Annotated in this window: 13 protein-coding genes; 7 read left to right on the top strand and 6 right to left on the bottom strand. The window is 41.1% G+C overall.

Annotation, left to right across the window (positions count from 1 at the left end):
• Positions 1–25: 25 nt before the first annotated feature.
• Entirely contained in the window at positions 26–691 is a 666-nt protein-coding gene (locus ACTWPX_RS16005; protein WP_128522942.1) for a potassium channel family protein, read from the top strand.
• Positions 692–1017: 326 nt separating this feature from the next.
• On the opposite strand, the gene ACTWPX_RS16000 is transcribed toward ACTWPX_RS16005, so the two are convergent.
• From ACTWPX_RS16000 to ACTWPX_RS15990, 3 genes are all read right to left on the bottom strand, one after another.
• Positions 1018–1152 (bottom strand): hypothetical protein, encoded by a 135-nt coding sequence (locus tag ACTWPX_RS16000; RefSeq protein ID WP_443120597.1) that lies wholly within the window; start codon positions 1150–1152, stop codon positions 1018–1020.
• 62 nt (positions 1153–1214) lie between these two features.
• Entirely contained in the window at positions 1215–1616 is a 402-nt protein-coding gene (locus tag ACTWPX_RS15995) for a M67 family metallopeptidase (RefSeq protein ID WP_443120596.1), read from the bottom strand.
• 10 nt (positions 1617–1626) lie between these two features.
• Positions 1627–2679: a hypothetical protein gene (locus tag ACTWPX_RS15990; RefSeq protein WP_443120595.1), complete on the bottom strand. Its 1053-nt coding sequence runs from the start codon at positions 2677–2679 to the stop codon at positions 1627–1629.
• 321 nt (positions 2680–3000) lie between these two features.
• Here ACTWPX_RS15990 and ACTWPX_RS15985 point away from each other — a divergent pair, with 321 nt between their 5' ends.
• The 5 genes from ACTWPX_RS15985 to ACTWPX_RS15965 all read left to right on the top strand — a co-directional run bounded on the left by ACTWPX_RS15985 (position 3001) and on the right by ACTWPX_RS15965 (position 8296).
• Positions 3001–3672, top strand: a complete 672-nt coding sequence (locus ACTWPX_RS15985) for a hypothetical protein (protein ID WP_443120594.1) — start codon at positions 3001–3003, stop codon at positions 3670–3672.
• 345 nt (positions 3673–4017) lie between these two features.
• Positions 4018–4581: a hypothetical protein gene (locus ACTWPX_RS15980; RefSeq protein ID WP_443120593.1), complete on the top strand. Its 564-nt coding sequence runs from the start codon at positions 4018–4020 to the stop codon at positions 4579–4581.
• Positions 4574–4855, top strand: coding sequence for a hypothetical protein (locus ACTWPX_RS15975; RefSeq protein ID WP_443120592.1), 282 nt, complete (start codon positions 4574–4576; stop codon positions 4853–4855). Before ACTWPX_RS15980 ends, ACTWPX_RS15975 begins: the two co-directional genes overlap by 8 nt.
• An 86-nt stretch (positions 4856–4941) precedes the next feature.
• Positions 4942–6255 (top strand): hypothetical protein, encoded by a 1314-nt coding sequence (locus tag ACTWPX_RS15970; RefSeq protein ID WP_443120591.1) that lies wholly within the window; start codon positions 4942–4944, stop codon positions 6253–6255.
• Positions 6256–6574: 319 nt separating this feature from the next.
• Complete coding sequence (locus tag ACTWPX_RS15965; RefSeq protein WP_443120590.1) at positions 6575–8296, top strand: pyruvate oxidase; 1722 nt, start codon at positions 6575–6577, stop codon at positions 8294–8296.
• A 41-nt stretch (positions 8297–8337) separates the two neighbouring features.
• Here ACTWPX_RS15965 and rnjA read toward each other — a convergent pair whose 3' ends face one another.
• Positions 8338–10005 carry a ribonuclease J1 gene (gene rnjA, locus ACTWPX_RS15960; RefSeq protein ID WP_128522935.1) on the bottom strand — a complete coding sequence of 556 codons (1668 nt, stop codon included), beginning with the start codon at positions 10003–10005 and terminating at the stop codon, positions 8338–8340.
• Between the two features lie 3 nt (positions 10006–10008).
• Positions 10009–10218, bottom strand: coding sequence for a DNA-dependent RNA polymerase subunit epsilon (locus ACTWPX_RS15955; protein ID WP_128522934.1), 210 nt, complete (start codon positions 10216–10218; stop codon positions 10009–10011).
• Between the two features lie 439 nt (positions 10219–10657).
• Between ACTWPX_RS15955 and ACTWPX_RS15950 the strand changes: the two genes are divergently transcribed.
• Positions 10658–11434, top strand: coding sequence for a Cof-type HAD-IIB family hydrolase (locus ACTWPX_RS15950; protein ID WP_443120589.1), 777 nt, complete (start codon positions 10658–10660; stop codon positions 11432–11434).
• 465 nt (positions 11435–11899) lie between these two features.
• On the opposite strand, the gene def is transcribed toward ACTWPX_RS15950, so the two are convergent.
• The gene (def, locus tag ACTWPX_RS15945; RefSeq protein ID WP_443120588.1) at positions 11900–12454 is read right to left on the bottom strand and encodes a peptide deformylase; all 555 of its coding nucleotides are present in this window, start codon (positions 12452–12454) and stop codon (positions 11900–11902) included.
• Positions 12455–12619: the final 165 nt, after the last annotated feature.

The raw sequence follows: 12619 nt of genomic DNA, 5'->3' as shown, positions 1-12619 counted from the left end.
TCGGTGAACGGATGGAGGAGCAGATATGAAGAAAGAATTCGCAGTTATAGGTCTAGGAAGATTTGGCGGAAGTATATGCCGGGAATTGAGTACGGAAGGCATGGAAGTCCTTGCATTGGATTTGGACGAGGATAAAGTGAACGAGTATCGCGATATTGCTTCACACGCGGTCATCGCGGATTCGACAGATGAAAATGTTTTGAAAGAATTAGGATTTCGGAATATAGATCATGTGATTGTAGCCATCGGTGACAACATCCAGGCAAGTATGCTGACAACCTTGATTTTAAAAGAACTCGGCATCAAAACCATCACAGTTAAAGCCCAAAATGATTATCACGAGAAAATTCTCAATAAAATCGGAGCGGACCAGGTTGTCCACCCAGAGCGGGACATGGGGAAACGGATTGCGCATAATATCATCTCCAACAATATTCTTGACTATATCGAGCTATCCGACGACCATAGTGTCGTAGAAGTAAAAGCTGGTAGTAAAATGGGTGGTAAATCGCTTGTTGACCTGGATATTCGTGCCGAGTACGGCTGTAACGTCGTCGCTATCAAACGGGATAAAGATGTCATCGTTTCGCCGATGGCAACAGAAGAAATCAAAGAAAGTGATATTCTCATCGTCATTGGAGCCGATAAGGATATCAGCCGCTTTGAAAAGAGATTAGTTGTAGAAGATTGATGTGAAAAGCCCCTCTATCCTTAGTGATAGAGGGGCTTATTTTAAAAGATAATAAAGTATATTTTTCACATTCCGCAGAGCGCTATTCTCTGGTTTTTTATGCCTTGCTCCAGCACCTAGCCTCTCGAGGACTTAAGTCAAACCTCTCTGTGACAAAGGACGTCACGGCAAGGATCGTCTTAAGCTTGTCGAGGCTGAGCAGGGCGATTGCGCTTTTGTTCTGATCTATAGATAAAACTTCTTGTCAGTAATAAAGAAGTTAACACTTATTTTATAATTTTATAAGAACGTCCATTCATCTCATTCGGAGGCGAGAAAAATGATTCTTAAGCTCTTTTCTTACCGCAGCATCCGCCACGTTTCACTTTACGGTCGCTTGGGGACGTATTGATGACAATCGGTCCATTGGATTTTTTGAAACGACTACTCTGAACTTGTCTTTTCACTCTTTTAGCCTTCACGACTACCTCTCCTTATTCTTTATATTGTATTATAAGTATTTTGATAAAAATGGGGAGGGCGATTAGGAAAAATCTATAAGAAATGGGTGTTCGTCATAGGATTTCTCACTGATCGAAAAGCATTTGGTATGGGGGTAGCTTGTTTTGTAAGAAACGATCACCATTTTCACTCCATACTCGGTGTGATTCTTTAGATCAGTATATGAGGGGTAAGGTGCTGTTGCAGGGTGAGAGTGATATACAGCCAACACCTTTTGTCCCTTCAAATCAATTTGCTCCAGTGTCTCTTCTACAACCTTCTTACTTACATAGAAACGAGTGCTTGATTTCCATTCATTCTTTAATGGCCATACAGATCGAATATGACCTTGTTCCGCTCCGGCTAGTAGTCCGCAAGCTTCATAAGGCAAGTCTTGCAGCCCATGATTAATCATTTGGTCGTACAGGGTCTTAGATATCTTCATCATTTCTCCATCAATTCCGTTTCTGGAAGATCGAAAATAATGAGGAGAGTTCCATCTTTTTACCTGGTTCTTTATTTTCCTTGTCATTTGTCATCGATGGATGGTTTTCTTCTTTTATAGAATGCTGTTCCTGCTTTTCCTTTTTCTTCTCTTCGATCTTCTCGGTTGGCTCTGCTGAATCTTTTGAAAGATTTTCCTGCTCCTCGGTCTTCTGCAACATAGGTCCATTTTCCAATGCTTTCTTTATTAGATAATGGAATTGGAGTTTATTTTCTTCTGTGTTGTCACCATCTGTTATTGACTGGGCGGATTCTTCAGCGTTTTTTTTTCGAATGATCGTATTTTTGTTCATATCCATTTGCGGATTGTTGTATTTCTTCCTTTTTCCATCGTTCATACTCTGGTTAGGAAAAGAGGTTTGATTAGCAGCTTGTTGGTTTTGATAATAAGACGATTGATTACTATCCTGCCTGTTGCTCATTGGTGGGTAATGGTCATTCCTTGCTGAAGTGTAGGAACGGGATGATTGGAGCATATTTTGCAATTTACGGTATTCCGATGTCTTTGCAGGAGACTGCCTGCTTTCCTGAACAGGAACAGGGGTTTCTGGCATAGTTTGTTGAGGGGTTGATTGTATTTGGCCCTTTAAATAGGTAATTTCATCTTTTAGGCGATCGACCTCAGAGGTTGTTTCTTGTTTTACTGAATTCTGTTGAGTATCGATGACACGATTCATTTTTTCCATTAAGTCGTGGATTTGCAGGCGATCCATCTTGTCTTTAATGTTTTCTAGGTCTTTCTTCAATACATTCACCGTTTCATTTACAGATTGAAGCTGAGCAGAGAGCAGCTTTGTTTTTTCCCCTGCTTCGTAATTATAATCTTCCATTTTATTCATTACTCCTTCTAAATTAAACTTGAAATCATTCGATTCCATTTTTGTAAGAAGGTAGTCGTCTGTGACACTGCCTGATTTCATGAAATACAAAATTTCTTTATAAAGGCGTAATTTCTCCTTTAATGTTTGCATTTCATCCGTGCTGTACAATCTGTATCGGTCCATCACTCATCACCCTTTTTCAGCACATTAATATACTATTGATAATTCACCAATACGTGACAAATGTGCAGAATATCGAAACCTTGCTTAAAAGCGTATTTTCCGTTCTTTTCTTTTACTTATCATTCTATGCTTGAACATCGTATTTATTAGATGTTTCTTCAAGGGGACAGTCACCAAGTTTCGTTCTTATGAATCTAATATAGGTGTTCGCACAAAATGCAAAAAAATATCAAATATCAGCGATAGTACTAGACCCAACTGTACATTTGTTCATATGCTACGAATGAAAGAAAAAATCTTATTCGGAGGTGTTTGCAAATCATGCAAGCAAAAAATTTAACAGGGGGCCAAGAGCTCCTATGTATCAACACAGAAAAAGTTTATGATTGGATCATCAATGAAGCGTCATTTGATTTGACTCTAGGTGATTTCGATCTTCCACTTGGACCGACTGGAGATCCTATTGAGTGTGATGACATTGTCAATGTTTCATGTACAGTAGAACCAGCGGAAGTAGACCCGATTGAAATCGTCGGCCGAGTGAACCAGGAGCTTGTTATCGATGGAACAATGTTGACGCTCCAACTTGTTAATATCCGTAAAAACTTTACGGTAACAGTATTTGTCGAACTGGTACCAGAACTAGGGGGAGGACTCGTTGAAGTTGGTGAGGTAGACTTCACACGTTGTGAGCAAGTCCTGTTATGTGCACCAGAAGGAACAGATGTGGATGTCACTTACACGGATTTGGATTGCTTCATCTGTAACTTTACTTGTGAAGAAAATGGTACAGAAACAGACACATTAGACGATGTCACTGTATCAGTAAGATTGTGCCAGAGCATTCAATCTACATTCGACGTAACACTTGAAATCGTAGCTGACTTCTGTGAGCCAAGAGATCAGCTTCCTATCCCACCATGCCCTGCTCCTATGATGCCACCACAATGCCCAGTGTTGTTCCCTAACGGAGACGACGGTACTAACGGGTAATTTCATCGCATATGTTAAAAGAGAGGATTATGTCCTCTCTTTTTTTGTTGTCCAGGAATTTTTTGAGGCGCTTGCGCGTAAGATCCATCCAGCTCCAGCGCCTACCCCCTCGAGGTCTTAAGTCAATCCTCTCTGTGACAAAGTACGTCACGGCGAGTCTTGTCTTAAGCTTGTCGGGGGTGACCAAGGCTCTTGCGCATTAGATCCATCCAGCTCCAGCGCCCAGCCACTCGCGACATAAGCAACCCGTCCGGTGGAAGGGAGAGCACCTTCCACCGGCCGTTTTGCTTATGCGTTTCGTGTCTTTCAGGGCGCTTGCGCATTAGATACTTCGGAGGTGAAATAATGGATTCATCCCAGGAAATCTTGTTATGGAAAAAGAAGAATGATCAGTATTTCGATGAAATCAAACAGTTGATTTCCAAGTTAAAGCAGACTGAAGGGTGGAAGCTCATTAGTTATTTTACATATGCGATCCATTTTTCTCATGACCCCAAGATGGATAGCATGGTGCTCGGGAGTTATCATGTTCACAACATAGGAGATCAGCCTTTTCCGTCTCCTTATATATGTTTGAAAATTTCCTCGGAAGCACCTTTTCACTTTTCAGGTAAATATGTGTATAAGGATTCGCTCCAAAAAATGAAAATGCAAGGCGCCTGGGAGCGAATGAATGAACATACCGATAAGGAAGAGTTTTGGTTGCAGCCTTCAAGTACAGCACAAATAGAACCAAATGAGACTCTTTCTTTTCCCAATTTTCAACTCAAGTGGTCCGCAGATCAGAAATATTCCGGGAGTTTGTTGGGTTATACCTATGGAGAAGAAAATAAAAATGGAACACCGGCGCTGAATCAAATTAATATAAGTGGTACCAACATCATTCAGGAGGGGGAGTCAGATGGATGATCGGGAACTTCAGCTATTATTAAAAAAGTGGCTCAAAGATTGGATGAATGGACAGTTGCAGGAAGCAAAAGTGGGTAGTGCAGACAGAAAAAATCAAAGTTTTGTGTTTCTCGATGATCAAACCATCCAAATGTTATTGATGATGTTGATGATGAATAAAAACCCTCCGTCCTGTGAAGTTCATTCATCAAGCAATGGAACAAGCAGAGAGTGGGAAGAACTTATGAAAGAAAACGAAAAAGCTCTTAAAGAAATCAGAGATCTATTAAAGTAGAGGGTTCATTCGTCGCGCCTACGTTCATATATATATAACCGTTGGGGTTTATAAGTGAAAAGCTCATTTCACAAGGAGGTTTGCAAATGGAAAAAGATACAGTTTTATTGCAACAAAAAATCATTCATTTCAAATCTGAATTGGCAAAATATAAAGAAAAGGTGAAGGATTATCAGGAAAATTACCATTATGCTTTGCTCGAAAAGTTGAAGAAAGAAAACGCAGACCTGATCGAAGAGCAAGAAGAGTTGAAAAGGGATCGCAATGTATCAATACAAGAGGCCAACAAACGAATGCAAGGCCTCGAACAGCAATTATCAAATGTGAAACGACTGCAGGAAAAACAGGTTCAGGAAACAGAACTTTGGAAAGAAAAGGCGAATCGGTTCCAGGAGGATTATAAAGAGACCTCCCAACGAGTAGTTGACTTGCAAAAGGAAGCATCAAGTTTGCAATACCGCCTGAAAAAACAAGAAGACGAACTTGAAAAAAGAAAAGAAGAGTTTCACCAGCAAAAACAGCACTTTGAAAAAGCAGAAGATGATTATTGCTCACGCATTGAAGAATATGAAGCAATATCACAAAATCTAAAAAAACGTTTGGAAGAAACAGATGGAGTAATCATAGAAGTAAAAGCTAAAAACGAAGAGCAAGAGAACCATCTGAAGCATTTGACTGAAGAAATATATGTGCTCGAAGATAAGAATGAGACACTTTCAGTTGATTCCCAAAGCTATTATCATCAAGTGAAGCGTTTAGGAAACCTGTTGTCAGAAGCGGAAGTAGAATTGAAAGAACAAAAATCATTCCTACGCGAAGCTCAAGAGGATTGGAAAGAGAAAGAACTCACTTTTCAACAAAAAGCCAAAACGTGGGATGAGGAAAAAAGAACATATGAAAAGAACAAAAACGAGTGGACTGAAAAACTGAGCCAAAGGGACAAAAAGCTTAATGAGTTGAAACAAGCGTATGACCAACTGAAAAATCAAAAAGAAGAATGGAAAGATGCAAAACGTAACCATCAAGAACAAGCGAAAGACTGGGCAAAAGAAAGGCAGAAGTATGAAAATCAGCAAAAAGACTTAAATGTAAAGCTGGACGAAAAAGCTGGGCTGATCAATGATCTGAAGCAAGCAAATGAACAACTCAAAAAGCAAAATGATAAAATATTAGGCGTATTTCCAGAAGAAGGCTCTGGTGAAGAGTCCGGATCTGGTGACATTCTGAGCCTTTTAGATCAGGAAATAAAGAAACTTCTCGGTCAAACTTTTGAGTATGAGGAAGAGTTAGATTCTAAAATCGTATTCATGACAGCATTGGAAAATAAGGTGGAACAGCTAGGAGAAGAAATACTTGCCTTAGAGGTGGAAGAAAGTAAAAATGCACATTCCAAAGAATGATATAACGATCTCCTCCTTATTAACTTACCTGTCTGGGTAGGTTTTTTTGTTTGTATAAGAATTATTCAAATAACCGGATAAAGGGTTTTCCTTCACGCCCATCACCAAAGCCATTTTCGTTGCCTAGCCTTCTTTTTTTCTTCGGATATTGGATTGAACCTGAGAGGGTTCAGGAAAATAATATTTCTACAATCATCAATACTAATTAAGAATAAACAATTAAAGTTCCGCTCGTTTTGTTTAAAGAGGTGTGGGAAAGGAAATAAGAAAAGTTATAGACCTTTAATCATACTAGGAGATACCGAAAGGATGAGCATACATGTTTGAAAAGCGAACCGGAGAAGTCCTGACACAACAATTGATCGATTGGGGCGTCGACCACATTTACGGAATGCCTGGAGATTCAATCAATGAACTGATCGATGACTTGAGAAAAAGACAGGAAGAGATTTCTTTCATGCAGGTCCGACATGAAGAAACAGGAGCATTGGCTGCTTCAGCCTATGCAAAGTTAACTGGTAAACTCGGCGTCACTCTGTCAATTGCAGGGCCTGGCGCAGTACACCTGCTGAATGGTCTTTATGATGCGAAAGCAGATAAAGCGCCTGTTCTAGCCCTTGTTGGCCAAGTCCAAAGTGAGGAAGTCGGAACAGGAGCGTTCCAGGAGATTAATCTGGAGCGTATGTTCGACGATGTCGCCGTATTCAATAAACGCGCAGCTACAGAAGAGCAGCTCCCGGATTTGCTGAACCAAGCAATTAAAGAAGCCTATACGAATAAAGGTGTTTCCGTCTTGATCGTGCCTGATGATTTGTTCGCCAAAAAACAGAGCAGTGAAGTAATGCTCACGTCGGGAGATCATTATAAGCCGGAAATGATCCCTAAACCAGCTCATTTGAAAGAGGCACGCAGTCTTATTGAAAAAGCTGAAAAACCGATCATTCTGGCAGGACAAGGGACGAAAGATGCACAGAACGAATTGATAGATTTTGCTGAGAAGATTAAAGCACCAATCATTCTAAGTTTGCTTGGCAAAGGAATGATTCCTGATAACCACCCATATTGTCTGGGGCAACTTGGTCAGATAGGAACGAAACCTGCCTATCATGCGATGAAAGAGACAGATCTATTGATTCTGATAGGGACACAATTTCCTTATCGTGACTTTTTGCCAGAGGATGTACCTGCGATTCAAATTGATAATAAGCCGGATAACCTCGGCAAGTACTACCCCATCAAACTAGGCCTGGCAGGAGACAGCAAAGAAACACTGCAAGCATTGTCTGAACTCATTAGCCCTGTAGAGAAGCGGTCTTACCTTGAATATTACCAGGAAAAAATGAATGATTGGAGAATTGCTATCCAGGAGGAGAAACGTTCAACCGAGGACCCTCTTCACGCTCCTCAGGTTATGTATGAGCTTGAGAAGCACATGGAACCCGGAGCGGTCATTTCCGGAGACGTAGGAAATGTAACGGTATGGCTGGCACGCTTTTTACATCTAGTCAATCAGAAGTTTGTATTGTCCGGCTGGCTTGCGACCATGGGAAGCGGACTTCCTGGCGCGATTGCTGCCAAGAAAGCCTATCCAGAAAAACAGGTGATCGGCGTATCCGGAGATGGAGGTTTCTCCATGGTGATGCATGACTTTGTCACAGCTGTTAAATATGATTTGCCTATTAAAATGATTGTACTGAATAATAGTAAAATCGGTATGATCAAATACGAGCAAGAACAAATGGGTCACTTGAATTACGCAACGAATTTAGGAGAAGTGGATTTTTCCAAGTTCGCAGAAGCGTGCGGTGGAGAAGGGTACCGTATAGAATCGTATGAAGAACTTGCGCCAAAGATGAAACAGGCTTTTGTTTCAAACAAACCGGTAATCATCGATGTGGCTATTGAGGATCAAGCCCCTCTACCAGGTAAAATCGATTATCAATCGGCTGTTAATTTTTCAAAATATATCGTGAAAAACTTCTTTGAATCAGGATCTCTTGACTTGCCTGACATGAAAAAATCAATTCAACGATTGAGATAAAAAAAAGCCCCGCTGGCGTCTGCCAGCGGGGCTTTTTTTAATCATACTTCCATAATGATAGGTAAAATCATCGGACGACGCTTCGTCTTTTCAAATAAGAACGGTGCAATTGTGTCCGTAATTTCGTTTTTAATCTCTGACCATTGAGTAGTACGGCGTTCCATGACTTTTTCAACATGGGAACTGACCAATTTCTGCGCTTCTTTGATCAAGTCTTCGGATTCTCTCATATAAACGAATCCACGTGAGATAATGTCCGGTCCAGAAGCTATTCTGAATTCCTTCATGTTGATACTGACCACGACAATCACGAGACCTTCCTCAGAAAGAATGCGGCGGTCACGTAAAACGATGTTTCCGATATCACCGATTCCGCTGCCATCGACATAGACGGCTCCGGATGGGATTTTTCCAGCAACCATCGCTTCTTCTTTACCGAGAGCAAGTACATCACCGTTATCCATGACAAAGCAGTTATCCGGTTCAACTCCACAATCATAGCTTAATTTCTCATGCTCTTTAAGCATACGGTATTCACCATGAATAGGCATGAAGTACTTCGGCTTCATCAAGCTGAGCATAAGCTTCATCTCTTCGCGGCTGCCGTGACCAGATGTATGGATATCATTCAATGGACCGTGGATGACATCTGCTCCGGCACGGTAAAGTTTATTGATAGTTCTGCTGACACTAATCGTGTTTCCAGGGATTGGGGAAGAAGAGAACACGACAGTGTCGCCAGGCTGTACTTGAATTTGGCGGTGCGTCCCATTTGCTATACGAGAAAGGGCAGCCATCGGCTCACCTTGAGAACCCGTACAGAGAATAGCGACTTCATTAGCCGGCAACTTGTTGATCTGTTGTGGTTCAATGAATGTATCCTTAGGGGCACGGATATATCCAAGTTCTTGACCGATTCTGATGGAAGATTCCATACTACGGCCAAATACAGCGATTTTTCGATTGTTTTTAACTGCAGCTTCTACAGCCTGTTGCAAACGGTGGATGTTTGATGCGAACGTAGCGAAAATCAAACGTCCCTCCATACGCGAGAAAATGTCATGAATACTTTGACCAACTACACGCTCTGATTTTGTAAAACCAGGCACTTCACTATTGGTACTATCTGATAACAGGGCGAGAACACCTTCTCTACCGATCTCAGCCATTTTAGCTAAGTCAGCGGGTTCTCCGACAGGGGTGAAATCAAATTTGAAGTCTCCGGTATGCACAACGTTGCCTGGAGGAGTCTTAACGACGACTCCGTATGAATCAGGAATACTGTGCGTTGTACGGAAGAAAGACACAGAGGTTTTACGGAACTTGATGACATCATCCTCTTGGATCGTGTTCAACTTTGCATTCCGTAAAAGACCATGTTCATCCAGCTTATTACGCAGCAGGCCAATCGCTAATTTGCCAGCGTAAATAGGGATGTTGATTTCACGTAACAAGTAAGGGATTCCACCGATGTGGTCTTCGTGACCATGGGTGATGAAAAGCCCTTTGATTTTATCTTGGTTTTGTACTAAATAGGTATAATCCGGAATGACATAATCGATACCGAGCAGTTCATCTTCCGGGAATTTAATACCTGCATCAATGAGGATGATTTCGTCTTGGAATTGTACACCATAAGTGTTTTTACCAATTTCTCCGAGTCCGCCGAGGGCGAATACGGCTGTTTGGTCATTTTTTACGAATTTCATCGATTAGAGATTCTCCACAGCGAAATCTTCGGATTGCTTTTCATATGCCAGGTGATCCTCATCAAGCACCTGTATATATTCGATATTGAATCCTTTATTTTTTAATTTTTCTCGAACTTTTCTCTCTGTTTCCGCTTCTACATACATACTGTCTGTACGTTCGCGGACAGGAACTTCTTTCGACAGTTCCTGATATAATACTTTGAATATCATTGTTCTATCGCTCCTAACTAGATATTATTTCCACATTCTTGTCCTTTCATCATCATAGCACGTTTATTTCATGTATGGTAATGATAGTAGTGTTCCGAAGGTGTTCGCTGCACCTTGGAGTAATGATTTACGCGTATGTTTTTCGTTCCATGAAATCTTTCCAACGTTTTCTAAGCTTTCTTCGTAGACGCTTCATCATTTGCATCTATCCCCTTTCTTTGATGAAGAAATGCGCCAAAAACGTTAAACCGCCCAATCCCTGTTACTTCTAGTATAATACGGTTTGTGGAAGAATGAAACATTTACATATTATATTTTGTCATTATCGTGTGTTTTTCTTCTCAAACCTATCCACTCATGCTACAGTATAGCCAAAGAATGGACCATACTAATATAAATACAAAATATTTATGGCAGCAAATTTAGGAGGATATGTAGAATGAACAAAAAAATCGCCTTTTTCGACATTGATGGAACCTTGCTTGATCATGATAAGAAACTTTCGGTAAAGACAAAAAAAGCCATCAAGGACTTACAAAACGAAGGTGTCTATTGTGCCATCGCAACAGGACGGGCCCCATTTATGTACAAAGAACTGAGAGAAGAGCTTGGAATCGATTCCTTCGTTAGTTTCAATGGTCAGTATGTGGTATTTGAAGGAGAGGAAGTCTATACTAACCCTCTTTCAGAACCTGATTTAGAAAAACTTCACCAACATGCAGAAGAAAACGACCATCCAATGGTTTTTATGAATCATGAAGAAATGAAGGCATCTACACTGAATCATTCTCATATCACAAAAAGCCTCGGCACATTATACATTGAACACCCGACTGAAGATGCGTCTTTCTTTAAAGGAAGAAACATTTATCAATCGCTGCTGTTTTGTGAAGGGGATGAAATCGAGGAGTACCGGACAACTTATGATGCGTTCGATTATATCCGCTGGCACCCTGTCTCCTGTGATGTTCTGCCAAAAGGTGGCTCGAAAGCGGAAGGCATAAAGAAAATGATAGAAGCATCCGGACTTAATCTGGAAGATACTTATGCTTTTGGTGATGGTTTAAATGATATCGAAATGATCCGTGAAGCTGGCACAGGTGTTGCTATGGGGAACGCTGTCCCTGAAACAAAAGCAGTCAGTGACTTTGTGTCGACAGATGTCGGAGAAGGTGGACTTGTCCATGCGATTTACGAACTCGGTTTATTGAAATGATGGAAAAAAAAGAGGCTAGGATATAAGAATTTTCCCACTAGAAAACCCGAACGAAATTTCGTTCGGGATTTCTTTATGAAGCAATAAATGCATACGCCGCATCGGAAACACCGCTTTCTTCCAGGGGCTTCGCACGTGCTGTTCCTGCAGGATACTACGTATTTTGCCTGCGCTCCATTTGATCCATTCAATTCTATTGTTCGTTTTTTCCAGTGGCAGTTATCGTTTTCCCAACTTCTTCTTATTCTCAAGGCCGTACTTAATGAAGGAAGATCGCTTCGTTATACGGATACGCTTAAGCTTGTCGGGGGTGACCAAGGTGCTTGCGCTTTTGTTTCATCCAGCTCCAGCGCCTAGCCTCTCGAGGTCTTAAGCCCATTACTCCTGTAAAGAAAGATCGCTTCACAGGAGTAATGTTCTTAAGCTTATCGAGGCTGATCAAGGCGCGTGCGCTTTTGTTCTAATTCAGCGATCTGCTGGGATTGCGTTTTCTGGTTCTTTGAACGGATTATCTTGATCGATATGATCGTAGAACATGACACCGTGCAAGTGATCGATTTCATGTTGGAAAACGATGGCGGCATAATCTCTCAGACGCAGCTTCACTTCATTTCCCTCCAGGTCAGTCGCCTTCACAGTAATCCGTCTATATCTCGGCACATAGCCAGGTACTTCACGATCAACTGATAAACAACCTTCGCCTGTTGAAAGGTAAGTACGTTCAACCGAATGACTGACAATGCGTGGGTTGAACAGACCGTAGCTATAAAGTTTATCTTTCAAATCTGTAAAATGAACCGCAAGCATACGTTTGTTTACGTTGATCTGCGGTGCAGCTAAGCCCACTCCAGGACGCAAGCCGTAACGGTCACATACCTGATCATCTTGACTGTTTTTCAAATATTGAAGCATAGCTTCTAAAGTCTCTTTTTCCCCCTCAGAAGCAGGCAGAGAAACCTCTTCCGTTACTTTTCTTAAAGCGGGGTGACCCTCACGAACAATATCGTCCATTGTGATCATCAACAACATCCTTTCTAAGCAGAAACTCTCCAACGATTTCTTATAAAAGTGAAGTCAACCTTAATGAGTATGTTAATGGTAACATTTGTGAAAAAGGCACTTCCAATTTATTTTCATTTATTATACTATTGTAGATATGACAAGATTACAATGATGTTTCATGTA

Origin of the sequence: Halobacillus sp. H74, assembly GCF_052246715.1 — a bacterium.
In the GTDB taxonomy this organism is placed as follows: domain Bacteria; phylum Bacillota; class Bacilli; order Bacillales; family Halobacillaceae; genus Halobacillus; species Halobacillus litoralis_A.
This window is presented reverse-complemented; position numbering and strand designations above follow the sequence as displayed.

What these genes read in the sequence shown, in the direction of transcription:
- ACTWPX_RS15985 (WP_443120594.1), top strand. Translation starts at nt 3,001, where the DNA reads ATGCAAGCAAAAAATTTAACAGGGGGCCAAGAGCTCCTATGTATCAAC.
- ACTWPX_RS15950 (WP_443120589.1), top strand. Translation starts at nt 10,658, where the DNA reads ATGAACAAAAAAATCGCCTTTTTCGACATTGATGGAACCTTGCTTGAT.
- ACTWPX_RS15990 (WP_443120595.1), bottom strand. Translation starts at nt 2,679, where the DNA reads ATGGACCGATACAGATTGTACAGCACGGATGAAATGCAAACATTAAAG.
- ACTWPX_RS15970 (WP_443120591.1), top strand. Translation starts at nt 4,942, where the DNA reads ATGGAAAAAGATACAGTTTTATTGCAACAAAAAATCATTCATTTCAAA.
- ACTWPX_RS15955 (WP_128522934.1), bottom strand. Translation starts at nt 10,218, where the DNA reads ATGATATTCAAAGTATTATATCAGGAACTGTCGAAAGAAGTTCCTGTC.
- def (WP_443120588.1), bottom strand. Translation starts at nt 12,454, where the DNA reads ATGATCACAATGGACGATATTGTTCGTGAGGGTCACCCCGCTTTAAGA.
- ACTWPX_RS15995 (WP_443120596.1), bottom strand. Translation starts at nt 1,616, where the DNA reads ATGAAGATATCTAAGACCCTGTACGACCAAATGATTAATCATGGGCTG.
- ACTWPX_RS15965 (WP_443120590.1), top strand. Translation starts at nt 6,575, where the DNA reads ATGTTTGAAAAGCGAACCGGAGAAGTCCTGACACAACAATTGATCGAT.
- ACTWPX_RS16005 (WP_128522942.1), top strand. Translation starts at nt 26, where the DNA reads ATGAAGAAAGAATTCGCAGTTATAGGTCTAGGAAGATTTGGCGGAAGT.
- ACTWPX_RS15975 (WP_443120592.1), top strand. Translation starts at nt 4,574, where the DNA reads ATGGATGATCGGGAACTTCAGCTATTATTAAAAAAGTGGCTCAAAGAT.
- rnjA (WP_128522935.1), bottom strand. Translation starts at nt 10,005, where the DNA reads ATGAAATTCGTAAAAAATGACCAAACAGCCGTATTCGCCCTCGGCGGA.
- ACTWPX_RS15980 (WP_443120593.1), top strand. Translation starts at nt 4,018, where the DNA reads ATGGATTCATCCCAGGAAATCTTGTTATGGAAAAAGAAGAATGATCAG.